Source organism: Anaerotignum sp. MB30-C6 (assembly GCF_030908465.1).
In the GTDB taxonomy this organism is placed as follows: domain Bacteria; phylum Bacillota; class Clostridia; order Lachnospirales; family Anaerotignaceae; genus Chakrabartyella.
This window is the reverse complement of sequence record NZ_CP133078.1, coordinates 3,060,583-3,085,823: the sequence shown is the minus strand read 5'-3', so window position 1 is coordinate 3,085,823 and position 25,241 is coordinate 3,060,583. Positions and strand designations below refer to the sequence as shown.

At 39.8% G+C, this 25,241-nt stretch carries 21 protein-coding genes and 1 pseudogene; 14 read left to right on the top strand and 8 right to left on the bottom strand.

From position 1 onward, the window contains the following. Positions 1-98: 98 nt before the first annotated feature. The 5 genes from RBQ60_RS15160 to RBQ60_RS15140 all read right to left on the bottom strand — a co-directional run bounded on the left by RBQ60_RS15160 (position 99) and on the right by RBQ60_RS15140 (position 7,412). On the bottom strand, positions 99-821 hold the full coding sequence (locus RBQ60_RS15160) for an MBL fold metallo-hydrolase (protein WP_307884530.1): 723 nt from the start codon (positions 819-821) through the stop codon (positions 99-101). Positions 822-950: 129 nt separating this feature from the next. Further along, on the bottom strand, positions 951-4,103 hold the full coding sequence (locus RBQ60_RS15155) for an efflux RND transporter permease subunit (protein WP_307884529.1): 3,153 nt from the start codon (positions 4,101-4,103) through the stop codon (positions 951-953). A gap of 3 nt (positions 4,104-4,106) precedes the next feature. After that, positions 4,107-5,222, bottom strand: coding sequence for an efflux RND transporter periplasmic adaptor subunit (locus RBQ60_RS15150; RefSeq protein WP_307884528.1), 1,116 nt, complete (start codon positions 5,220-5,222; stop codon positions 4,107-4,109). Beyond that, a complete protein-coding gene (locus RBQ60_RS15145) occupies positions 5,197-5,694 on the bottom strand; it encodes a MarR family winged helix-turn-helix transcriptional regulator (RefSeq protein WP_307884527.1) in 498 nt (165 codons plus the stop codon). The genes RBQ60_RS15150 and RBQ60_RS15145 overlap by 26 nt, the downstream gene beginning before the upstream one ends. A gap of 560 nt (positions 5,695-6,254) precedes the next feature. Continuing rightward, a complete protein-coding gene (locus tag RBQ60_RS15140; protein WP_307884526.1) occupies positions 6,255-7,412 on the bottom strand; it encodes a M20 metallopeptidase family protein in 1,158 nt (385 codons plus the stop codon). Between the two features lie 122 nt (positions 7,413-7,534). Between RBQ60_RS15140 and dapD the strand changes: the two genes are divergently transcribed. From dapD to RBQ60_RS15100, 8 genes are all read left to right on the top strand, one after another. Beyond that, complete coding sequence (dapD, locus tag RBQ60_RS15135) at positions 7,535-8,245, top strand: 2,3,4,5-tetrahydropyridine-2,6-dicarboxylate N-acetyltransferase (protein WP_307884525.1); 711 nt, start codon at positions 7,535-7,537, stop codon at positions 8,243-8,245. A gap of 137 nt (positions 8,246-8,382) precedes the next feature. Beyond that, positions 8,383-8,811: an immunoglobulin-like domain-containing protein gene (locus RBQ60_RS15130; RefSeq protein ID WP_307884524.1), complete on the top strand. Its 429-nt coding sequence runs from the start codon at positions 8,383-8,385 to the stop codon at positions 8,809-8,811. A gap of 208 nt (positions 8,812-9,019) precedes the next feature. Continuing rightward, positions 9,020-9,259 (top strand): DUF2508 family protein, encoded by a 240-nt coding sequence (locus RBQ60_RS15125; RefSeq protein WP_307884523.1) that lies wholly within the window; start codon positions 9,020-9,022, stop codon positions 9,257-9,259. A gap of 26 nt (positions 9,260-9,285) precedes the next feature. After that, the gene (locus RBQ60_RS15120) at positions 9,286-9,528 is read left to right on the top strand and encodes a pro-sigmaK processing inhibitor BofA family protein (RefSeq protein ID WP_307884522.1); all 243 of its coding nucleotides are present in this window, start codon (positions 9,286-9,288) and stop codon (positions 9,526-9,528) included. Between the two features lie 221 nt (positions 9,529-9,749). Next, a complete protein-coding gene (locus RBQ60_RS15115) occupies positions 9,750-10,763 on the top strand; it encodes a rhomboid family intramembrane serine protease (protein WP_307884521.1) in 1,014 nt (337 codons plus the stop codon). 239 nt (positions 10,764-11,002) lie between these two features. Next, on the top strand, positions 11,003-11,584 hold the full coding sequence (locus RBQ60_RS15110) for a uracil-DNA glycosylase (protein WP_307884520.1): 582 nt from the start codon (positions 11,003-11,005) through the stop codon (positions 11,582-11,584). 117 nt (positions 11,585-11,701) lie between these two features. Then, complete coding sequence (locus RBQ60_RS15105) at positions 11,702-12,232, top strand: flavodoxin domain-containing protein (RefSeq protein WP_307884519.1); 531 nt, start codon at positions 11,702-11,704, stop codon at positions 12,230-12,232. 4 nt (positions 12,233-12,236) lie between these two features. After that, entirely contained in the window at positions 12,237-12,944 is a 708-nt protein-coding gene (locus tag RBQ60_RS15100) for an SDR family oxidoreductase (protein ID WP_307884518.1), read from the top strand. A gap of 208 nt (positions 12,945-13,152) precedes the next feature. Here RBQ60_RS15100 and RBQ60_RS15095 read toward each other — a convergent pair whose 3' ends face one another. Beyond that, positions 13,153-13,506 (bottom strand): arsenate reductase family protein, encoded by a 354-nt coding sequence (locus RBQ60_RS15095; protein ID WP_307884517.1) that lies wholly within the window; start codon positions 13,504-13,506, stop codon positions 13,153-13,155. Between the two features lie 189 nt (positions 13,507-13,695). Here RBQ60_RS15095 and proC point away from each other — a divergent pair, with 189 nt between their 5' ends. Continuing rightward, positions 13,696-14,508, top strand: coding sequence for a pyrroline-5-carboxylate reductase (gene proC / locus RBQ60_RS15090; protein ID WP_307884516.1), 813 nt, complete (start codon positions 13,696-13,698; stop codon positions 14,506-14,508). A 108-nt stretch (positions 14,509-14,616) separates the two neighbouring features. Continuing rightward, complete coding sequence (locus tag RBQ60_RS15085) at positions 14,617-15,102, top strand: cupin domain-containing protein (RefSeq protein ID WP_331654217.1); 486 nt, start codon at positions 14,617-14,619, stop codon at positions 15,100-15,102. A 130-nt stretch (positions 15,103-15,232) separates the two neighbouring features. Here the strand turns inward: RBQ60_RS15085 and RBQ60_RS15080 are convergent, their stop codons facing one another. Continuing rightward, entirely contained in the window at positions 15,233-15,889 is a 657-nt protein-coding gene (locus RBQ60_RS15080; protein ID WP_307884515.1) for a DL-endopeptidase inhibitor IseA family protein, read from the bottom strand. A gap of 906 nt (positions 15,890-16,795) precedes the next feature. Here RBQ60_RS15080 and RBQ60_RS15075 point away from each other — a divergent pair. After that, positions 16,796-17,920 (top strand): GGDEF domain-containing protein, encoded by a 1,125-nt coding sequence (locus tag RBQ60_RS15075; protein WP_307884514.1) that lies wholly within the window; start codon positions 16,796-16,798, stop codon positions 17,918-17,920. 82 nt (positions 17,921-18,002) lie between these two features. Here RBQ60_RS15075 and nifJ read toward each other — a convergent pair whose 3' ends face one another. Further along, positions 18,003-21,536: a pyruvate:ferredoxin (flavodoxin) oxidoreductase gene (gene nifJ, locus RBQ60_RS15070; RefSeq protein ID WP_307884512.1), complete on the bottom strand. Its 3,534-nt coding sequence runs from the start codon at positions 21,534-21,536 to the stop codon at positions 18,003-18,005. Between the two features lie 442 nt (positions 21,537-21,978). Here nifJ and RBQ60_RS15065 point away from each other — a divergent pair, with 442 nt between their 5' ends. From RBQ60_RS15065 to lysS, 3 genes and pseudogenes are all read left to right on the top strand, one after another. Next, positions 21,979-22,911 carry a hypothetical protein gene (locus RBQ60_RS15065; protein WP_307884510.1) on the top strand — a complete coding sequence of 311 codons (933 nt, stop codon included), beginning with the start codon at positions 21,979-21,981 and terminating at the stop codon, positions 22,909-22,911. Between the two features lie 169 nt (positions 22,912-23,080). After that, positions 23,081-23,557, top strand: a complete 477-nt coding sequence (gene greA, locus RBQ60_RS15060) for a transcription elongation factor GreA (protein ID WP_307884508.1) — start codon at positions 23,081-23,083, stop codon at positions 23,555-23,557. 51 nt (positions 23,558-23,608) lie between these two features. Beyond that, positions 23,609-25,108: pseudogene (lysS, locus tag RBQ60_RS15055) on the top strand (lysine--tRNA ligase); the annotation flags it as partial. Between the last annotated feature and the right edge of the window lie 133 nt (positions 25,109-25,241).

The window sequence follows — 25,241 nt, the reverse complement described above, 5'->3', positions numbered from 1 at the left end:
TTCCGAAGCCTTTTTTAAGTAATTAAAAACGGCAGATAACCCTGTTATCCGCCGTTCATTTCTATTTTACCCCTCTTTTAAAAAGGGGTGTTAGCATGTTATAATTTTTTCCACTCTGCTTTTAATTCTGCCAAAATTTCCTCTTTTGTTTGGGGCGGATGATGGCCTTTCAGGGCAAGGCGGAAGTCGATTTTTGCCAACTCATCAATATATGCCATTAACAGCACCTTATCATAGACCCAAACTTCCCCTTTAGGAACGGAGCAATAGGAGTCTCCCAAAAATATTACACCATCTTGAGGAATGATGAATACTACCGAGTCTCTGCAATGGGGGGAGACAATTTCTCGTAATATGCAGGTTACATCCCCCAAATCGATGGTCATAGAGCCGTTAAAGCTAATTTCTGCAGCTTTTACTTTTATATCACTGCGGTGACTATATTCTTTACGGATATGTTCGTCGGAAAACTCGGTATCCTCCCCAGTTTCTAAGCGTTTTTCCATGGATTCATCATCCCAAGACCAATGGGACATTTTTTCTAGCTCTTTATTGGTTTTCCCTCCGGCAATGGTAGCCGCTTCTGTAGCCCAAAGGCCAAAGCTATGATCCCAGTGTGAGTGGGTTAAGGAGAGATAACGAGGGCGTGGCAGATTATTTTCTTCTAGCTTTTCTATGAAATGATGGTAATGGGCGGCCGAGTTGCCTGCATCCATCATAAATGAACCTTTTTCGCCTTTTACATAGCCCAAAGTAGGGCGGTCTGTTTCAGGGTCATGTTCCATATAATAAATATGTTCCGAAAATTTGGTTAATTTCATAAGACGGTCCTCTCTTTGGTTAGTCTACACATATAAAGTACCGTTTATTTTTAAATAAACGGTACTTTGTTTTCTTTCAGTATATCGCCTTCTCAAAGGAAAAAGCAACATCTAAATTCTTAAATTATTCTATACAGTTACGTTTTTTTGTTTTTTGCTAGCCTTTTTCGCTGCTTTTTGTTCTTTTTTTGCTGCTTTCTTTTCTTTCTTCGCTGCTTTTTTATCCTTACGGTTTGATTTGCGTTCGTTCATCCAAATGTAAATAACGGGGATAAATACCAGCGTAATAATGGTAGAGAAAGCAAGACCGAAGATAACACCAACTGCCAAGCCCTGCATCATTTCGCCACCTTCTTGTTGGCTTACTGCCATGGGAAGCATACCCAAGATGGTAGTCAATGTAGTCATTAAGATGGGGCGTAAACGTCTGGGGCCTGCTGTTACTAAAGCATCGTAACAGTTTAAGCCACGATCCATCAGCTGATTTGCATAGTCAACCAGAACGATGGCGTTATTTACAACCATACCCACCAGCATGACAAAGCCCATGAAGGCGGGTGTCGTTATGGTGTGGCCTGTTAGGAACAAGCCCAGAATGCCGCCAGTAATTGCCAAAGGCATAGAGAACATGACGACAAAAGGATAACGTAAGGACTCAAACTGAGAAGCCATAATCATATAAACCAAAAGTACAGCAATAACCATACAAATCATAAGGCTTCGGAAGGAATCCATCATCATTTCCATGGAGCCGGAGTAGCCGTAAGAACAACCTTCGGGGAAGGGGTAAGAAGCCAAAGTATCATCAACCAGTTTTCTTGCTTCGTTCCCACTTAATTTGGGGGTGTTGGCGTTAATACTAATATAATTCTTTTGGTTTTCACGGGTAATAGAAGCAGCAGTTTCAGTAATCTCTACGGAAGCCACAGAGGAAAGGGGAATTTGACCACCAGTTGCTGAGGAAACCGTAAGGTTATCTAAATCTGTTAAATAGTTTAACTGATCTGTGTCATAGCGGATAACCACATCCAACTCGGAACCATCCACCTTATACTGGGTTGCCGTGGAACCAGCGATAGCTGTATTCAATGCTCCCGCAATTGCAGAGGTAGTGACACCATAGTGAGAAGCCTTATTTCGATCTATTTTAACCTTTGCTTCAGGTACGGTATCGTTAGTTGAGCCTTCTACATCGGTAAAGCCTTCAATACTACTTAAAAGGTCTACAATTTCATCTTCTAGTTTCATCAAGATAGTGTTATCGTAGCCATAGACATTAAAGGTTACATCAGCCCCACCCATATTGCCCATAGAGGCGTTGGAAGCGGAGACGGTTAATTCCATTCCAGGAATATCCCCTAATAGGGTTTTAATTTCCTCGCAAATTTCCGAGGTGCTGCGATCTCTTTCTTTTTTTGGCACCATGTTCATATAGATGCTTGCAGCAGAGGGTTTATTACCCATTTGATCCGCACCAATATTGGCATAAACTGTTTCTGCCTCAGGAATGGTTTCTAGGAGATAAAGGGCTTCTAGTACCACTTCTTCTGTGGTATCCACTGAGGTGCCGTTAGGCAGGCTGATGTTGATATTTGCAGTTCCTTCGTCGGATTCTGCCATGAAGTCCATGCCTGTCATAGGCACTGTTGCCAAGCTACCGATAAAAAGAGCCAGAACAATGGCCACTGTTTTTTTGCGATGTGCCAAAGCCCAACGTAATACTTTATCGTAACTCTGGGTGAGACGGTCTAAGATGCTATCCCACTTTGAAAGGGCGGAAGTAAACTTTGCGTATTTACGCAATTTAGTTTTTCTATCCTTTTGTAGAAGCAAGGCACAAGCCATTGGTACGAAAGTTGCCGCTACCACAAGGGAGGAGAGCAAAGCAAAGGTGATAGAGAAGGACAAGTTTTGTAAAAGCTGTCCTACGGATCCCTTTACGAAAGCAATCGGTAAGAATACTGCTACCGTTGTTAAAGTAGAGGCGGTGATTGCCATGGTAACTTCTTTGGCACCGATTTCTGCCGCTTCTTTAGGGGAATATCCACGTTCATAATATTGGTAAATACTATCCAAAACAACGATAGAGTTATCAACCAACATACCGATACCGATAGCCACACCACCCATGGAGATAATATTCAATGACATATCCGCAAAATACATTAAAGCGAAGGTTGTCATTATGGATGTGGGGATGGATACGGCAATAATCCCCGCAGTAATGGGATTTTTCAAGAACAGCAATAATACAAAGAATGCAATGAGGGCACTCAGGAATGCTGTTTGGGTTACGTTTGAGATGGAATCTTTAATATAATCGGAGGTATCCATCACAATGCTAACTTGAACCTCAGGATATTCAGCGGAAAGCTTGGTTAATTCTTTTTGTATTTTATCACTGGTTTTAACCAAGTTTGCGGTGGACTGCTTATTTACTGAGATAAGCATGCCCTTTTCACTATTTACATAGGAAACGGTGGTTTTATCCTTTTGGGTTTCTTCCACCATTGCCACGTCACTAAGCTGAATGATTCCTCCTGTGGGGGTGACAATTGGCAGAGCTTCAATTTCCTGGATAGAGGAAAACTGTCCCATGGTACGTACTTGTACTTTGGAATCACCCTGTGTGAGGGTGCCCGAGGGCAGGTTCATATTTTCAGCGGCTAAAACTTGTGAAATCATATTGGCATTTAAGTTATAGCCTGCTAACTTGGTAGGGTCAATGGTAATACGCACTTCTTTTTCAATGCCACCATATAAATCGATGGAGGCAACACCTTCAATACGCTCTAAGCGGGGAACAATATTGTCCTCCAATAAGTTGTTCAGCATATTTAAGTCTAAATTTTCTGAAGTAACCCCCAAATAAATGGGGATGGCATTCATGTCTATTTTATAGATAACAGGATTATCTACATCATCGGGCAGTAAATACTTTGTACGATCTAGCACATCTCGTAAATCCAGAGATGCCATATCAATGTCTGTACCATCAACAAATTCAACTACGACCATGGAATTGTCGCCGTTGGATATGGAAGTAAGAGTATCTACATTATTTACTGTACCTAGGGCCTCCTCCAGAGGCTTTGAAACCAAGTTTTCAATTTCTTCGGGACCTGCCCCTACATAAGTCGTACTAACCAATACAACGGGAATGTCTACGTTGGGCATTAAAGACAGGTTTAAGCTGCTATAAGCTACAATACCTGCAATAAATACCATCAGAGAGATCATGATTGTGGTAACAGGTCGGCGGATGGAGAGTCTGGATAACATCGTTTATTCCTCCTTTGCCGTATCTTCTTCTGTGGTGCTTGCTGCAGGTGCAGCTTCTGGGTCTGATATGGTTACTTTTTCGCCATCGGTAATATATGTTTGGCCACGGGTCACAACCTGAGCACCTTCGGGTAACTCGGAAGTGATTTGAATGGTTTCTCCTGTTTCAATACCAATGGTTACAGGGACTTTCTTCGCTGTATCCCCTTCTACGACATAAATGTAATTTTCGTTATTTTTTGTAAGGACTGCATTTCTAGGCAATACCAGTGCATCTTCAGCTGCTTCCTTTGTGAAGCTAACTTCGGCTAACATGCCGGATTTAATGGCACCATCTTTATTATTTAGTTCAATTTTAACGGAATATGTACCTGTTTGATTAGATGCAGGGCTAATAGTGGAAATTTTTCCAACCAAAGGGGTGTTGGAAACTGCACTCATTTTTACTTCTACTTCATCACCAACTTTAATGGTATTGATTGCCTGTTCAGACACACCAACTTCAACCTTAATTGTGGAGAGATCCATAATTACATAAGCAGAAGCGGACTGGCTGGCATAACTGCCTCTTTCCACACCTCTGCTCACGATAACACCAGACATAGGCGCAGTCACGGAGCAATCACTCATATTCTTTTTCAATACGTCGAGATTCACTTCCAGAGCTTCAATATTTGCCTTTGCAGATTCATAAGCGAGCTCCATTTGGTCTATTTCTGCTTGAGAAATAATGCCTTCTTCAAAAAGAACCTTGTTGTTATTGTAGATTTTTTCTGTGTTTTCCAGGTTTAGCTTAGAAGCATTGTAGCTTGCCTCTGAACTACGCAGTTGGTCAGATAAGTGAGAGGAGTCCACGGTAAAAAGAACTTGATTTTCTCTTACGGTATCACCAACTTCAAAGTTATAATGCATGACCTCTCCAGGGATTTTCGGAACAACAGAGATTTCCTTGGATGGAGCTGCTTTTCCTGAATAGGTGAAGTTGTTGGAGATAGAATCTTTACCAATGGTCGAAACTTCAACACTACGCAGCACAGGTTCTTCCTCTTCACTTGCTCCACCGGCACATCCAGTCAAAAGAGCAGTGCAAAGGCTAAAAAGTATAAGTTTTTCCTTCATTTACGGTTCCTCCTGTTATTAATAAATGATTAATCATATATAAGTGGTTGAATAAGGTTTTTCTTTTCTCTGCATCAAAGGAATCAAAGTGTTGGCCTGCAACTTCCATTATAGTACTTTCCGTTTCTTGCAAAGAAGCGTGGCCTTTTTCCGTTAAATGGAAATATATTTTTCGACCATCATCCCCCTCCTCGGGAGCTTCTTTTATTAGATACCCTTTTGCAACCATTTTCGAGATAGTTAACGAAGTACTGCTTTTGCTAAGACAAAAGGCTTTAGAGATTTCGGAAACAGTATTGATTCCAAAATCTCTAATATATATTAGTATATTAAATTGCTGTATGGTTAGTTTTCCTTCTTCCTTACCGTTGGTACTAAAAATTTGCTCTAAATGTAATCTGCTCCAACAAACCAAGTTCACGTTCAGGTTTATTATGAGCGCAGCAATTTCCTTGCCTCTTACCTCGGACATTATAGCATCCTCCTCTTTCAACTTGCGATATGAAACTAATTTTATGATAAAACTATTTTTGTGTCAATTGATTTAGTTTAAATAATTTATTAAGAAATTCTAAAGCTTTTAAATAAACTATGATATGACTATAGTTTTTCTAAGAAAACAGTGCAAGAATATATTTATTATTATATATTTTTGTTCTATAAAAATATAATGAAAGGAAAAAACTACACAAATATTGGTTTACATTGTTAATTGTTGTAGGATTTATAAGAAAGTTGCAAAAGTAACCATTTTATAAAAAAGGCAGCCACTGGAGAAGGGCGGTGAGATGTTTGGAGGGATACCTTGAATTCAAAATAGAAATCCCTGGGTTTTCCACACAAGAGACTTCTGATTCTAGTAAAAGCTATATTCCAAATGGCAAATATTTTGGAAAAGGAGTATTAGAGTAACCCTAGAGATTATATTAGGTAAGATTTCATAGGGTTTGGAGTAAAATATAAAAAAGGCATTGGAATGCCTTTTTTATTGTCTTGGATTCTTTTTAATTTGTTAGAACCTTGTGCAAAGGTTTATTTGCTTTCATACAGTCCCAGTTTTACTAATAAATTCAAATAGGTATCAACGCCATGGCATAGTATCTTTTCATCAAAATCGAAATCCGCACTATGGAGGGGGGGGGTAAATCCTTTTTCAGGGTTTCCTGCACCTAAAAAGAAAAATAAGCCGGGTACTGCTTGTTGGAAGAAGGAGAAATCTTCAGAGAGCATATAGGGTGTTGTGGTCATATAGTTTTCCCCGCAAGCCTCCTCCAAAGCTTGTACCAAAGCAGGGTCGTTATCAACCACACGGTACATGTGGTTAAATTCAACAATGCCTTCACAACCATAACCGGCGGCGATATTTTTTACCGTTTCTTCTACTCTTTCCACAAGTTTTTCATAAACTTCATCGCTAAAAGCACGCATCGTTCCGTCCATACGAACTTCTTTCGCTAAAATATTACAAGCTTCTCCGCCATGGATGGTGCCAAAGGTTAATATGCCGCTATCCAAGGGGGAAATATTTCGAGACAAAATGGTTTGCAGCCCACAAATGACAGCACCTGCCGCCAACACTCCATCTGCCCCTAATTGTGGTTGGGCACCATGGGCGCTTTTCCCAAGGATACGCACATAAACCTCGCCATTTCTGGCCATCATACCCCCTGCTTTACAGGCGATTTTACCTTGGGGTACTTGGGGGAAGATATGGCAGCCAATGATTTTAGAGATATGATATTTTTCCATAACACCAGCCTCAACCATAAGCTTTGCACCGCCTGGGCCTTCTTCGGCAGGCTGGAAAATTAAAATGATGTCCCCTTTTGGTCGTACTTTTTGAGCCATGAGGTATTTAGCGAAGCCAAGCAGTATGGTCATATGGCCATCATGTCCACAGGCATGCATCAGCCCTTCGTGAACAGAGGCATATGGGCGGGGTGCCTCTGTTACCGTCAGGGCATCCATATCCGCCCGAAAGGCTATGGGTTTTTCCAACCCTTGACCTTTTATCACACCGATTACTCCTGTTTCTAAACAACGTTCTATGGAGTCAACCCCCATAGATTTTAACTGGTTTTCTATATATGCGGCGGTTTTATGCTCTGAAAGGCCTAATTCGGGGATTTGATGCAAGTCCCGACGAATTTGCCTTAGTTCTTCCTCCATTTTTAAAACTTTATTTCGCAAACAAATCGCTCCTTTTTAATAATTTTTACCATTGTATCACAAAAAACTATGGAAGAGCCTTGGAAAATAATTTTTTTTCATATATAATATGTGTCATACTATCATGATTGGAGGAACGAAGGATGAACTATGACATGACAAATCCTTATGAGATTGCAAAATATATTAAGGATGCCAAGAAAGTTACACCCGTAAAGGTTTACGTTAAGGGTGATTTAAGCGGTGTAGAAAAAGAAAACGTAAAAATCTTTGGAAACGAAAAATTCTGGATTGTGATTGGTGATTTTGCTTTGGTGAAAGAAGTTTTGGATGCAAAAGCTGCTGATGTTCAGGAATATCATATGGAGTATGATAGAAGAAACTCTGCGGTACCTATGTTGGATGTTACGAACTTAGAAGCTCGTATTGAGCCAGGCAGTTTTATCCGTGACCGAGTGAAAATTGGGAAAAATGTGGTTGTTATGATGGGTGCAGTAATTAATATTGGTGCCGAAATTGGTGATGGCACAATGATTGATATGAATGCCGTTTTAGGGGCAAGGGCAACCGTAGGCAAGAACGCTCATATTGGAGCAGGTGCAGTTTTGGCGGGCGTATTGGAACCCCCCAGTGCAACCCCCGTTGTAGTTGGCGATGGTGCTTTGATTGGTGCCAATGCTGTGGTTTTAGAAGGCGTACAGATTGGTGCTAAGGCAGTTGTTGCCGCAGGTGCCATTGTAACAGAAGATGTGCCTGAAGGCGCAGTAGTGGCTGGTTCCCCTGCCAAAGTTATTAAGATGAAGGATGAAAAAACAGAAGGTAAAACACAGCTTCTGGATGATTTGAGAAAATAATATAAAAAGATTAAGGTTTGGTGAAATGTTTTGCCAAGCCTTTTCTATTGCTTGCAAGACAAACTAGGTTGTGATACCATAAAGCTACTCCCTTAAAAGATGTAGGCAACAATTAAAATTGGAAAGGAATTGAAGAAATGAAAAAAAGTTTGATATTTTTGATTTCGGTAATGATGATTCTTTTAACAGCGTGTGGAGGTAGTGAAGATGCTGGAACGGCCTATACAGAGGTAAATTTGGAAGAGGGGATAACCTTTACTTTAAATGAAGATACATTAAAGAGTTCTAGGGCGACCTTTACCCTTTCAAACGATACGGAAAGTGCAGTGCAATACAGCACCCAGGAGTATCATTTTGAGCAGATGAAGGAGGGGCAGTGGACTGAATTTACAGGAACAGCCCAATCCGCCTGGAGTGATGATACCACGACTTTGGAAGCCGGTGAAACGGTAGAATTAAGCTATGATTGGAAGGTGCTTTGCGGAAATACGTCTAAGGATACCCAATATCGTTTGATTATATTAGTAAACGATAGCCCAGTTGCGGCTGAGTTTACGGGAAATTAAAACCAACTCTCCCCTTAAATTAGGGGGGATTTTTTTATTTAGAAAAAAACAAAAATGAAAAAATGAAATGTAAAAGCATTTTTTGCATAAAATGTTCCTGAGTGCGTTAAGGTGCAAAAAGTGCTTTTTCTTATGTGAAAACCGTGGCCAAATGGAATAAAATCAACTTTTTTTGCTTATATTAGGGTAACAGGAAGGAGGCAAGCAGATGAATAAAAGCAAGAAAAAAGTAGTCGCTGTGCTTACAGAAGGTGAAAAGGTTTTATCTGCCATTCAGGAAATTCAAAAAAAGTTAATCTGCGCAAGGCAGGGATTTGAAGCGGCAACAGATGAAGCTTTGGTAGATAGCTATATTTACGAAATCACTGCTTTGCACAAAAAATACGAATATTATTTAAAAGCGGCAAAGGAAATGGGGTTGACGGCACCTTTTCGTAAGATAGGCTAAAAATACAGAAGGGGGAGAAATGGATTATGACAGAGGTTTTATCCGTCATGATTATTAGCTGTTTGATTATTTTGGCTTTGGCCACACTCACAAAGCCATTAAAGGTATTATTCCGTTTTATTCTTTCGGCGGCCATTGGTGGATGCTGCCTTTGGATTTGTAATCGGTTTGGGTTACATGTGGGGGTAAACCCAGCGACCCTTTTTACCGTTGGATTATTAGGTACCCCAGGGTTTGTTGGGTTACTGGTTTTAAGCTTCTTTCTTTAAGAAAAAATTAAATATATATAATTTGACATTCAGTTTCTAATGTGTTATATTTTGTGTGGATAATCCTGTGGATAATCAAGACTTCCCTGTGTATAAAACTTGATTATTTACAAGGCCACGTGAAAAGAAATCCTTATACGATAAGATTTAACCCCATTTCTTATCAATAAAAACTCACTGCTTTGCAGTGAGTTTTTTCATAGAAAAAGTAGGTGAAAATTGTGGATAACTCAATAAATTTTATAGAAATATTAAATGAGCAGTTACTTGCTCATAGCTTTCAAGCAGTAAAAGATACAAATGGCAATCAGATTTCAGGGCTTTATATTCGCATGGAGAATCCAGTTTTATATATTTTAGGTATATCTGATCAGGAGAATGAAACCACTGCCCATATTTTAGAGACATTTACGAAACAAAAGGTAGGCGAATTAGAAGAAATACGTTGTAATCATTTGGTTAGCCTTTGTATACGCTTATCAGAGGATGATGGAGAGATACAGCCGCCTTTTTACATAGATGAGCGGATTCATGCAGTCAATTGGCGATATTCCTTGGAAGAAAAAAAGGTTTTTGTTCAAAAAGGGCAACCTGACCGCCTTTTAGGTATAGAAAAACTGTTATTATTGGCCTCTAAGGGGGATATGGTTCAAAAGCCTTTGGAGCCTGCAATGAAAGGCGGGAAACCTTGGGTAAGTATGAGCATTTTTGGCCTTTGTCTTTTGTTGCTCATTTACACCACCCTTTCGGGAAAGGGCGGAAGCACCATTCGTGCCTTTGGCCTAAGTAGAAGTGGGATTTTAGAGGGAGAATATTATCGCTTTTTTACCTCCATGTTTTTACACAGTGGCATAGCCCATCTGGTCTCTAACAGCATTTTTCTCTATTACTTTGGCTTTAAGGCGGAGTGCCTGCTGGGTAGAGGGCGTTTTTTGACATTATATTTGCTTTCGGGACTGATGGGGGGAATTTTTAGTGTAGTATTTCATGATGTTTTGGCCATAGGGGCCTCTGGTGCTATTTATGGTTTGTTGGGTGCCATGTTAATTTTAACGAAGAAGTATGGTTCTAAATATACACAGATGAACTATGGGACGATGTTGCTGCTAGCCTTCGCCTCAATTTCTTTTGGCTTTTTAGATATGGGTGTAGATAATTTTGCACATATTGGTGGCTTCCTTGGTGGAATTTTGGTATTCTTATATTATATGAAGAACCATAGGAAAAATGGGTAGTTATCCACAAGTTGTCTGTGGATAATGTGGAAGTTATCCACTTGTAAATTATGCAACACAAGATGAATAATAAGTATCTCCCTAAATTCCAAGGTTTTTTTTATGAAAAATTTGTCGAAGGAAAAATTTTAATACTAGATATTGGGGTATACATAAAAAGTTATCAACAGAAAGTCTGTGGATAAGCTTGTTGATATGTGGATAACTCCCGTTATAAGGAAAGGAAAGAGCTTTTTTATATGAATACACGATATGAATTTGAAAAAAGATTAACACAAAATCTTCAAAATTCTGTGTTTGGAGAAAAGACCCTTGTTTTTGGGGAGGGAGCAAACACCCCTTTATTAATGATGATTGGCGAAGCCCCTGGCGGTGACGAGGAAAAACAAGGCAGACCTTTTGTTGGGAAAGCTGGAAAAAACCTGTCTTCCTTTTTGGAGGTGATTGGTTTAAAGCGTGAAGAAATTTATATCTCTAACGTAGTGAAATTGCGTCCAACAAAAGAAAGCCCCAAAACGGGTAGAGCGGTGAATCGTCCCCCATCGGGAGAGGAAATCACATTTTTCCTGCCCTATTTAAAAGAGGAAATAAAGTTGGTTGCTCCAAAAGTAATTGTAACTTTAGGCAATGTACCCTTAAAAGCCGTTTCAGGGGAAAAAAGTATCACCATTGGCGATGTCCATGGCAAGCCATACCCCTTAGAGGGAGAAAAGGTATTATTTCCGTTATATCACCCTGCGGCGGTAATTTACAATCGGACTTTATTAGATACATATCAGGAAGATTTAGCGGCGTTAAAGGAATTTTTATCTGTATTTTAGGATTTCAGGCAATAAATTGGGCTTAATCAGTACAAGATTTGCATTGTAAGGCAATTAGACTTTGAAAGATAGTTTTAACCGTAGGTGTGAGTGTTTTACTTGAGGAGGTAAAGATTTATGGGCAAAACGGCAGTCGTTTATCGTTCCGAGTATGGCAGTACAAAAAGGTATGCTAACTATATAGGAGAAAAAATACAGGCAGATATTCTAAGTACAGATGAGGCAAAAGATATTTCCTCTTATGAAACCATTATTTATGGCGGTGGAATCTACGCAGGAGCCATAAACGGTAGTGACTGGCTTAAGAAAAATCAAGAAGCCATATGTAACAAGAAGTTCATACTATTTACCTGTAGTCTTTCCAATCCTCATAAGGAAGAAAACATTCAGGCCATACAAAATGGCTTAAAACAAAGCCTTACGGAAGAATTGGTTGGTCATGCTAAAGTTTTCTTTTTTCCAGGAGCCTTGGATTTTAAAAAGCTTAAGTTTACCCATAAAGGATTGTTGACAGTTTTGTTTCAATATTTAAAACATAAAAAACAGCGTAGTGCGGAGGAAGAAGGAATGCTAAAATGTCGGGAAATGCCCATGGATTTTGTTGATACTTCTGAAGCAGAGGCATTAATATCATTTGCAAAGGAATAGGATTATGGAATTTGAAGGTAAAGTAGTGGTAGTGACAGGCGGCGTGCAGGGAATCGGGAAAGCCATTGTGGAGGCCTTTGAACAAGAAGGAGCCACAGTTTGTATCATTGATCGAGAGGAAAACCTATATTTTACTGGTGATATCGGGGATAGAGAGACTTTGGAGGCCTTTGTAAAAAAGGTGCTGGATGAGCATGGGAAGGTGGACTACTTAGTCAATAATGCCATGATTTCCATGGGAGGGATTAATGCTTGTGGTTATGGTGCCTTTGATTATGCCCTGCGTGTTGGGGTTGTTGCGCCCTATTACCTAACAAAATTATTTAACTCTTACTTTGCTCCAGGTGCAGCCATTGTCAATATTTCATCCTCTAGAGATAGAATGAGCCAGCCAAACACAGAAAGCTATACAGCGGCAAAGGGGGCTATTTCCTCATTGACCCACGCCTTGGCCATAAGCCTTGGTGGGCGGGTTCGGGTAAATTCCGTATCCCCAGGGTGGATAGAAACGGGAAAGATTGTTTATGATGGTGCCGATGCAGGGCAGCATCCTGTAAAGCGGGTGGGAACCCCTATGGACATTGCAAATATGGTACTGTTTTTATGCAGTGAAAAAGCCGGCTTCATTACGGGAGAAAATATTTGCATTGATGGTGGTATGACCCGCCAGATGATTTATCATGATGATAATGGTTGGGGTTTAGAAGAATAGATTGTAAAAAGAAAACATCCTTTCTGAGAAATGAAGCAGACGGGATGCTTTTTTTATTGTGATTGTTCAGGTTGTAAACTTTCAAAGTCAAAAGGGGCTTGTAAATTGGTTTATAAGCCCCTTTATTTAAACGGATTTCCACTGTTTCCAGTGAAGAGTTCCCATTGAAAACAAAGGCGTTCCGTCTGTTATAAGTGTTTTAAAGGCATTACTTTAACTTTTGCCATTCATCCTCTTTAAAGCCCACTAAAACAAAGTCATCCCCAATAATCAAAGGGCGTTTTACCACCATACCGTTTGTACTGAGTAGTTCTAGCTGTTCTTCTTCCTTCATTTGGGGCAACTTGTCTTTTAACCCCATTTCTTTGTATACAAGGCCACTGGTATTAAAAAACTTCTTCAGTGGCAATCCGCTCATTTTCCACCAAAATTCCAATTCCTCGGCAGAAGGGTTTTGCTCTACGATATGTCGGGAAAAATATTCCACATTGGCTGTATCTAACCAATTTTTTGCCTTTTTACAGGTGCTGCATTTTGGATATTGTAAAAAAATAACACTCATATTGAATACCTCCTTTTTTTACATTATAGTATGTTCCTTTTATATGGGCAAGGGATAGGATTGCATTTTGAAATAAAGGGCTGTACAATGAGAAAAAAGTGAATGAATTGTATGTTCCAATAGAAATAAGCATTTTGTTCTGATAAAAAGGCATGATTTTGGTTAATTGTTGGATTGGAGGATATGAGTATGAATTTTGGTTTTATTGGCGCAGGAAATATGGTTGGTGCCATTGTAAAGGGCATGACCGTGGGCACAGGAAGCTATGAAGGAAAGCAAATTTATCTTACCAGTAGAAGTGTATTCTCTGCTGAAAGGTTAGCAGAGGAATGTGGGGCAAAGGCTTGCACAACATCCAAGGAAGTAATTACAAAAAGTGATGTGGTCATCCTTGGCGTTAAGCCTAACGTATTATCTGAATTATTGCCCCCACTGAAACAAGATTTTGCAGAAAAAAAGCCATTGGTGGTATCCATTGCCGCAGGAAAAACATTAGACTACTTGAGTCAATATTTGCCTGAAAAAACACCGATTGTAAGGGTTATGCCCAATATTAATGCGAAGATTGGTGGATCAACAACGGGGATTTGTGTAAATGAATTTGTCACTTCCCAGCAAAAACAGGTGGTACGTGATATGTTTTCAACCATCGGGACCGTTGAGGAGATAGATGAGAGCCAATTTTCCATTTTTAGTGTGATTGGCGGAGCATCCGTAGCTTTCGCATACCTTTATATGGACGCTTTGGCCCATGCTGCATTAAAAGCAGGTATGCCAAAAAAACAGGCGTTAAAAATTACAGCGGAAACGGTTTTAGGCAGTTCAAGAATGCTATTAGAAAGTGGAGAGGCACCGTGGCCTTTGATTGATCAGGTTTGTTCCCCAGGGGGTACCACCATTGAAGGTGTGACTGCTTTACAGGCTGGTGGCTTCGAGGCTACTTTGGTAAAGGCTTTTGATGCTGTTTTGGAAAAAGATAAGGCCATTGGAGAAAAGAAATAACTATATTTGTAAAAAAAAAGGACATTTGCTATGTTTTTTATAGGACGATTTCTAATTTCCCTTTTAGCCACATAAAAATAATATAAAATGCAAAAAGGGGAAAGAGTAATGAATCGAAATGGTATAAGAAATTATATGGGCATGCCCAATATTACTGACTATGGTCCAGATCCTTTTGTAGTAAATATTGAGATGGTGACGAAGCAGAACCCCAATTATCGTACTGCATTATGGACAGGGGAGCATTTACAATTAACCTTGATGAGTATTCCTCCTGGTGGGGATATTGGTTTGGAGGTACATCCCGATGTAGACCAGTTTATTCGTGTGGAGGATGGCGTTGGCGTTATCCAAATGGGAAGTACTCGGGATAAGCTAAGCTATCAGAGAAATGTGGATGGCCAGTTTGCAATTTTGGTTCCAGCGGGGACATGGCACAATGTAATTAACACTGGCAATAAAGCATTGAAAATATATACAATATATGCGCCACCTCATCATCCACATGGAACGGTTCAAACAACGAAACAAGAAGCTCAGGAGGCCCATGAAGAGCATCACGAGCATCACAAACATCACGAACATGAAAAATAATTAAAAAGTCCATTGAGTAGAACTTCAATTCTATTCAATGGACTTTTTTTATGAGGAAGTACCCTTATTTCAATTTATTGGCTCTCCCCATAACCCTTACTTCTGTGGTTTATTTAGTACAGGAACTTAATTAAAAAAAGCAAGAGAATCTGTCAAATTTCCAACTGTCGCCTTCTTTGACTAAGGTAAAGGTAAAGTCTTGGGTGGAGAAGTCACTGTTATTTTCTGGCTCTGTATAGAAAAGTTGGCCATCATAAGGTTCTTGTTTATTTGTGTAGTAAGCAGTGGCAGTAAAAGAAATTTGGTTTTCCTCAATTTCTGCAGGGTGGAATACATGGCCTGCGTAAAACACGTTCTCACCCCGGCTGCCGTTCATCATATACAAGTCCCCGTTTTCATCCTGTATAAACCGTATGCTATCAGGACTTAAAATCTCTCGATTGATAAAGTCTTCGGTGAAGTAGTTGGATAAATATGTTTTAAAGGAATCATAGGATTCAAATGCAGGCTCATTTACTTTGTAGTAAACTAGGTTATCTTTTTCTATTTTTTTGCTCGTATCATACTTTAAGCTGCCAAAAACGATATAGGAGTACAATGTTTCTGTATCTTTATAAAGTTCTATTAAGTCATCTTCCAAAAGGGGGAATCCTTCGTCAGAGTCATAATTGTTGTCAGATACCTGAGTATTGTTGCCTAAGTTTGCCTCCGAGGTCTTTCCGCATCCGGAAAAAATGGTGGCACTAAGAACAATACATAATAATAGTGCATAAAATCTTTTTTTCATAAAATCACCTTTCGTTTTGTTTTATTTCTTCTCCGTTAGTATATCACCATTTTTCACTTTCATTAGGGTATTAAGAGGATTGAAAAAAACTATTAAGAAAAATTTCGAAAAAAAAGAGCCCTGATTTTATAAGGATTTTTTTTACTCAAAATTACTGCGTTCATCTCGTTTCATTTTCTAAGCCCTATAATCCTAGGGCTACAGCAAGTCCCCAATAGCGTTGGTATTGGTGTCTCCAGTCTGGCACTGGTGGGGATAAGGGGGATTCTGCAAGAGGTATATCCTGGCGGGTTCCCATGAAGGCCTTTCATATGAAAGCCCTAGACGCCCAGGCGTAGCCCCCCTAGTATACCTACCGGTTTCCTGTTTCAAACTTGGATATTAAACTTTAATAATAACCAAGAAGTGTTACTTAGTAGTTATATTTTTGTGTTTATTTAAGAAAGAACAGGGAGCTACTTTTTTATATAACTTAAATTGCTTTTGCTGTTTTCTTTATGGTAATGTATAGGAAAATGATAACTAAAGCTGATGCGGGCACTTAATAGCTAGAACCCTTGTGTTCTAGATAATAACAGGATGTTAACGGTAGAAAACTCCCAAGCTGATGCAATGAAAAGATGTTGGATGTATGTACGCTTACCCCCATGTGTTACATGTGCAATGAAGTTTTGTGTGTGGTGAAGGTGGATGATAAAATCGGAAATACTGCTTAAAGTAATAGCCATAATGTAGAGTGATATTGGTCCTATCAGAGGAACATTTGCATTTTAGCATAAATATACCCAAATGTTGAGTATTATAAAGTGGGTTTTTATTAGAATTTAGAAGGAAGAGACAATCCATGCCGTTCCTTCTGTTCAAAGTGATAACACAATAAAAATACGTATAGAAAAGGTGAGATAAATGGTTGGTATTTTATATACACAAGTCAATCTGATTGGAATGGTCATTTTGGTGGCAATTTTACTGAATCAGCAGAATATTGACAATGGTACAGGCAGGCAGAGGGCCTTTATATATCTGAACTACTCCATTTTTGTCGTATTATTTGTAGACACTGGAATGTGGTTAGCAAACGGCACTCAATTTCCCTTTGCTATAGAAGTAAACTGGGCTATATCAAGTATTTATTATATTTTCCAATCTTTTACAGTGTTTATTTGGTATATCTATATCTCATTATTTTTAAATCGAAAAAGAATTCGAGACTCAAAATATTTTTTCGTCATGTGCATACCTGTAATTTTAAATACCCTTCTTGTTCTAATTAACACAAAGCATAACATTTACTTTTCTATTGATGAAGCCAATATTTACGCAAGATCTCCATTATTTTTTATTTCAATTTTAGTTAACATGCCTTATATTATGATTCCTTTTTTAGATTGTATCAGGATTTATCGAAATTCTGAAAACATAATCGAAAAAAAGGATTGTGTTTTAATTATGAAAATTCATGTGCTTCCTTTTATAGGCATTGTGGCACAAGTTCTGCTTTACGGTGTCTCATTAATATGGATTTGTACGGTACTATCATTGTTATTTATATTTATCAATTTTCAAAATAAAAGAATTTCAACCGACCCCTTAACCCAGTTAAATAATCGCTATCAATTCGACATTTGTTTGCAAAACATTAGGCGGGATATGGCATGGGAGGGGAGTTATTCTATCGTGTTTCTTGATGTGGATAAATTTAAAGAAATCAACGATACCTATGGGCATATTGTGGGGGATGGGGTTTTGATTTCTGTTGCGGAGATTTTAAGACGGGCTTGTGAGAAAGAAGAAGCGATTGTTGGCCGTTATGGTGGGGACGAGTTTTATCTGTTTTGTAAGAGCGGGGTAAGGGATAAAATTATTCAAAGTATTACTCAGCTTGTTAAAGCATACAATGATGCAGATAAATTAGGGATACACTTGTCCTTGAGTATTGGAACGTCGGACTTCGGGCTAGACCATACAAGTGCACTGGAAAGCATTATTGAGAAGGCGGATAAAGCAATGTATGCGAATAAAGGGAAATAAATATAAAAAAGGGCATCATTTTAAAATGATGCCCTTAAAATTTGTAAGGAATTGTCTAGTTTTTTACTTTGGCTTTGGGAAATTATAATTCCTCAGCCATTTTTTTATAGGTCTGATATTTTTGTTGTGCATGCTCAGCAGCTTCTTTCAACAAAACTTTCGCTGTTTCCGGGAAGGTGCGAACCAAAGAGGAGTAACGAACTTCACCCATGATGAAGTCATGGTAATCCATGGTAGGCTCTTTGGAGTCTAGAATGAACGGATTCTTACCTTCCTTCTTCAGGTCAGGATTGTAGCGATACAGGAACCAATAGCCAGAGTCAACGGCCATTTTGGTTTCTGTTTGAGCATTTGCCATACCCTTTGCAATACCGTGGTTAATGCAAGGTGCATAAGCAATGATTAAGGAAGGGCCCTTATATGCTTCGGCTTCCTTTATTGCTTTAATCAGCTGTGCAGGGTTTGCGCCCAATGCAACCTGCGCAACGTAGATATAACCATAGCTCATAGCCAGCATACCCAAGTCTTTCTTTACTGTAGGTTTACCGCCAGCGGCAAACTGTGCCACTGCGCCGATTGGAGTAGCTTTAGAGGACTGACCGCCTGTGTTGGAGTATACTTCCGTATCTACTACCAATACGTTTACATCTGCACCTGATGCCAAAACATGGTCTAAGCCGCCATAGCCGATATCATAAGCCCAGCCGTCGCCGCCGTACATCCACATGGATTTCTTGGTCAGGTGTTCTTTATTATCCAGAATAAAGGCTTTCAATTCTTCGCCTTCGCCTGTTACCTGTGTTTTTTCTAAAGTGGCAATCAAAGCCAAGGAGTCTTCTTTACTTCTATGGCCATCTTCGTAGTTGTCTAACCAAACTTTTGTTTTTGCCTGTAAGTCTGCATCATCACAAACAGCCAATAAATCCTGTAAGTGCATTTTCACACGTTCTCTTTGCTGTTCTACGGCTAAAACCATACCCAAGGAGAACTGTGCGTTATTTTCAAACAGAGAGTTGCTCCATGCAGGACCCCAACCGTCCTTGTTGGTTGTATAAGGTACGCAAGGTGCAGCGGCACCCCAAGCCTGAGTACAGCCTGTTGCGTTGGCAAGGTACATTCTGTCGCCATAAAGCTGAGTCATCAATTTTGCGTAGGGTGTTTCACCACAACCTGCACAAGCGCCAGAGAACTCTAGCAGAGGCTGTTCGAACTGGCTACCCTTTACGCTATATTTATCCATAGGATTTTCTTTGTAAGAAAGAGCCAAGGAATAATCCCAATTTGTCATTTCGCCCATCTGTGTATCCAATGGTTTCATCGTTAATGCTTTTTCTTTGGCAGGGCAAGCTACAACGCAAGCGCCACAACCCTGACAATCCAAAGGATCTACCTGAATACGGAACTGATATTTTGCGATTTCGCCAGCACCGTTTGCTTTCTTTGTCTGGTAACCTTCGGGAGCATTTTGTGCTTCTTCCTCAGTCAACAAGAAAGGACGAATACAAGCGTGAGGGCAGACATAAGAACATTGGTTACACTGAATACAGTTATTGATGTTCCATTCAGGTACGTCGATGGCAACGCCACGTTTTTCATATGCGGAGGTGCCTAAAGGAGCAGTACCGTCCTCTCTACCTAAGAATACAGAAACCGGTAAGGTATCACCTTTTTGTGCATTCATAGGGATTAAAAGCTTTTCAATATATTCGGGAAGAATACGTTTTACGTCTTCTTTATTTACATCTTTTGCATTTTTCCAGCTTTCAGGTACATCGATTTTTACCAAGCCGCTTAAACCTGCATCTACAGCGGCAAAGTTCATATTTACAATCTTCTCACCTTTAAGGCCATAGGACTTTTCAATTGCAGCTTTCATGTATCCAACAGCATCTTCTGCAGGGATAATATTAGCTAATTTAAAGAATGCAGACTGTAAAACGGAGTTTGTTCTGTTGCCCAAACCGATTTCACGACAAATATCTACAGCATCGATGGTATAGAAAGAGATGTTGTTATTTGCTATGTATTTTTTTACATCTGCAGGCAAGTTTGCTTCCAGCTCTTCCTCTTTCCAACCGCAGTTCAAGAGGAATGTACCACCGGGTTTGATTTCGGAAACGATGTCGTATTTGCTGATGTAGGACTGCTGATGGCAAGCAACAAAGTCTGCCTTAAATACTAAGTAGCTGGAACGAATGGGCACATTACCAAAGCGTAAATGGCTTTTTGTAATACCGCCTGATTTCTTAGTGTCATATTCGAAGTATGCCTGTGCATATTTATCGGTATGGTCACCAATGATTTTGATGGAGTTTTTGTTGGCACCTACCGTACCATCGGAACCAAGGCCCCAGAATTTACAAGCGATTGTAGATTTATCGGTTACTTCTGGTTCAGCACCAACGCTAAGTGATGTCATGCTAACATCATCGTTGATACCAACGGTGAAGTGGTTTTTCTTTTCACCCTTCATATTATCAAATACAGAAACAATCTGTGCTGGAGTTACATCTTTGGAGGAAAGACCATATCTTCCTGCAAGAACCTTAGGGGTTCTGCCCTGTTCCATCAAAGCGGAACATACATCTTCATAAAGGGGCTCGCCCAATGCACCGGGTTCTTTTGTTCTATCCAAAACAGTAATTATTTTTGCTGTTTCGGGCAGAGCCGCCATAAAATGTTCCATGGAGAAAGGACGGTACAGGTGAACCTGTAAGAAACCAACCTTTTCGCCTTTTTCCATAAGATGTTCTACAACTTCCTGAATTGCACCAGAAACGGAGCCCATAGCGATAATAATGTGTTGTGCATCGGCTGCACCAAAGTAGTTAAACAGCTTATAATTTCTGCCTGTAATGCGATTGATTTCGTTCATGTAATCTTCTACGATGGCAGGAAGTCTTGTATAAAAAGGAGAGCAAGCTTCTCTGTTTTGGAAGAAAACATCGGGGTTTTGTACGATGGAACGCTGTACAGGTCTTTCAGGGTTTAACGCATTTTTACGGAAGTTTCTAAGGGCATCCTGATCCAAAAGTTTACCCATTTCTTCGTAATCCATTACTTCAATTTTCTGTAATTCGTGGGAAGTACGGAAACCGTCGAAATAGTGGATAAAAGGGACACTGCCTTTGATTGCTGCTAAGTGAGCCACACCGCCCAAATCCATAACTTCCTGAACGGAAGCGGAGGAAAGCATAGCACAACCGATTTGACGACAGCTCATAACGTCGGAGTGGTCACCGAAGATAGAGAATGCATGGGTACCTACGGTTCTGGAACTAACGTGGAAAACACCAGGCTTTAACTGTCCTGCAATACGATACATAGGAGGAATCATCAATAAAAGCCCCTGAGAAGCAGTATAAGTAGTGGTTAAAGTACCCGCTTCTAATGCACCATGCATGGCACCTGCCGCACCTGCTTCAGACTCCATTTCAACCAAACGTACTGTTTGACCGAAAAGGTTCTTCTTGCCGTTTGCGGACCAAGTGTCAACATGCTCTGCCATAGGAGAGGATGGCGTAATAGGGTAGATGGTGGCAACTTCAGTAAAGGCGTAGGAAATATACGCAGCAGCTTCGTTACCATCCATGGTTTTCATAATTTTTGTACTCATGGGGAAAGCTCCTTTCATATACAGTATACAATGTACTATTAAAATACAGCCTGTATCCAAAAATTTCGATACAGGTTAAAAACATTTTTGATAACTTGATGATAATTTATAAGATAGTCGTTGTCAATAATTCACCAAATATATTTACTGGAAAACAGGCTGAAACAGCATAAAATATTTTTTTTTGTGTACTTTTACCATATGGTAATTGTATTGATTTACAAACATATATAATTATATGAAAAAAGAAAAATTGGAAACATTTTAGATACAAAAAATGGATGATGTAAAAAGGGTAAACTTGTACAAATATACAAACAATTTTTCTTTTGGCCATGGGGATTAGGTTTTGCAAAGGATTTCAAAGAAATTTTAGTGGGTTAAGAAATGGGAAATGTATGACAAGAAATACATAACGTGGACTAGAAAAGGGGGAGACTATATGAAAATAGCTGAGGTTCGTTATTTGGAAAAAGAGGAGCAATTAGTGTTACCACGCTGGACCAGTATTCTAACGGAAAAGATGCGCAGTAAGTACATTCTTTCGAAAAGGCCCTTTACCATTCATGAAAAAGACGATACCCTATATGGCGTGTTATCTTTTCACGGAGGGCAGGGACTGCCCTCACCTTGGCGGGAAAAGGCAGAGGCTATGGTGAAGGTTTTGGCTGCAGAAGGTGCAGGCATTTTGATTGCACCCTATGAAGGAGAAATTCCCCATAAAATTTTACCAGTTGCCACAGGGAAAATTTTGGCTGCATTGTTTGCCTTTGATGGAGCGGCAGAAGCACTGCGTAGACAAGGAAAGAACCCTGAGGAGGCTCATTTTTTAATTGCCGGAAACGATATGGATGTTTTACCTTTGATTTTGGCGGGCATGGGGGATTATGTGAATCATCTTTCCTTTTTTGTAGATAATATTGGGGAGTTAGAAGGACTTCAGGAGGAGCTTTATATTGAAAAAGGCTTGCTGACAGAGACATTTTCATCACCGAAAAACCCTTTGTTTACAGAGGCGGATGCCATTATTGTCTGTGGCATGGAGCAAACAGGATATGAACATATACTAAAAAGATATGCCGTTTATATAGATGCTGTGGGTAATCGTCCAGCTTTACGCAGACTGTCCCAAAGGCGGTGGGACGTAGCCGTTGCCGAGGGGTTTTATTTTCACTATGCAGGGCAACAGTTGGAAAGCAGAAGGGCGGAGGCTGTGGCATTTATCAGTCACATGGATTTTCGAGGATTTTGGTTAAACAACTTTCCAGAAGGTGAGGCAAGGGAGATTTATTTCATGCTAAAAGAGAATGGGTTTTCTGTAAGTGGTTTTTCTGCACTGGGGAAACGGGTGAAAATTGCGAAAAATCAAGGATGATTTCGTTATTTTGGGGTTTTACACATTGACAACCCTTCTTTATGTAGTATATAATTTATCAATGAATTTTGAGGGTCGAGGCCCTCTTTTTTCCTTGTATATGCAGTATTTGACAAGGAAGGGCAAAAAACACGGATAATTCCGGGAAAAAAGGGAGATGACAACGGCCATGGCGGATAAGAAGGTTGTTTTGACTTATGATGGTTTGAAAAAGATGGAAGAAGAACTGGAAAATTTGAAAACCGTCAAAAGAAAAGAAGTGGCAGAAAAGATTAAGGAAGCAAGAGGACAGGGGGACTTGTCTGAAAATGCGGAATACGATGCTGCCAAAGAAGAACAGGCTGAAATCGAAGCAAGAATTGTCGTTCTTGAAAAAATGCTGCGTAATGCAGAGGTAATTGATGACGAAGATGTTTCCAACGACGTAATCAGTCTTGGTTCCACAGTGGACCTTTACGATATAGAATTCGACGAAATCATGACATATACCATCGTTGGTTCTGCAGAGGCGGACCCTATGAATGGGCGTATTTCCAATGAATCTCCCGTAGGGATGGCTTTGTTGGGACACGCAAATGGTGCAAAAATCAGCATAGATACGCCCGATGGTGAAGCGATTTTTGAAGTAAAATCCATTAAAAGATAAATGTGTGTAATTGGCAAAATACAAAAGCCAAGCGGGAATGGAGGAAAGAACGTGGCAGAGCAAAATGAAAACGTGCAGGAGAAGGAATTGACCCAGCAGGAGTTAAGCGAGCAGATTCTTATCCGTCGTGATAAGTTGGCACAGTTGCAAGCGGAGGGCAAGAATCCTTTTGAAATAGTAAAATTTGATATGACCCATCATAGCGACGAAATAAAAGATGGGTTTGATGAATTGGATGGTAAAGATGTGGCCATTGCAGGCCGTTTGATGAGCAAGCGTATCATGGGTAAGGCATCTTTTTGCAATATTCAGGATCGTAACGGCAATATGCAGTCTTATGTGAGCCGTAATGATATCGGTGACGAGGAATACGCCGCATTTAAAAAATTTGATATTGGTGATATTGTTGGTATTAAGGGCTTTGTTTTCCGAACAAAGACTGGAGAAATCTCTGTGCATGCGAAAGAAGTTACATTGCTTTCTAAGAGCTTGCAGGTTTTACCCGAAAAGTTCCATGGCTTAAAGGATCAGGAATTACGCTATCGCCAGAGATATATGGACTTAATTGTCAACCCTGAGGTTAGAGACACCTTTGTAAAGCGTTCCAAAATCATCACTGAAATCAGAAGATTTTTGGACGGTAAAGGCTTCTTGGAAGTAGAAACACCAGTGTTACAGACCATTGTTGGTGGTGCTTCTGCAAGACCTTTTGTCACCCACCACAATACACTGGACATTGATATGTACTGTCGTATTGCTTTGGAGCTACCGTTGAAACGACTGATTGTTGGTGGTTTCGAAAGAGTATACGAAATTGGTCGTGTATTCCGTAACGAAGGTATTTCTGTAAGACATAACCCTGAATTTACTTTGATGGAGTTGTATCAGGCATACACAGACTACAATGGCATGATGGACATTACAGAAGAAATGTTCCGTACAGTTGCAGAACGAGTATTGGGTACAACAAAGATTCAGTATGGTGGCCATGATTTAGATTTAGGTCAGCCTTTTGCAAGAAAAACAATGGTTGAGTTGGTAAAAGAATATGCTGGCATTGATTTTGATTTGGTTAAGGATACAGAAGAAGCAAAGGCATTGGCGAAAGAACGCCATATTCAGTTTGAAGACCGTCATGCAAAAGGGGATATTTTGTCTCTGTTCTTTGAAGAATTTGTTGAAAAGAACTTGGTTCAGCCCACATTTGTCATTGACTATCCTGTGGAAATTTCTCCTTTGTCCAAGAGAAAACCTGAAAACCCTGATTATACAGATCGCTTTGAATTGTTTATCGTCGGCAGAGAATATGCAAATGCATACTCCGAGTTAAACGATCCCATCGACCAACGTGGACGTTTTGAATATCAGGAAATGTTGCGTGCAGCAGGGGATGATGAAGCCAACATGATTGATGAGGACTTCTTAACTGCATTGGAATATGGTATGCCTCCTACCGGTGGTTTGGGGGTAGGCATTGACCGTTTTGTTATGCTATTGACAGAGTCCGTTTCTATTAGGGACGTAATTTTATTCCCTACCATGAGGCCACTTTAAAAAAGCCAAATTAAAGAAAGAAACACGGAAATCTTAGACGAGGGATTTCCGTGTTTTTTTAGCATATAAATTCTTTTTTGCATTTCAATGATTTTTTTTACTATAATTAATATATAGACTTTTTTTTCAT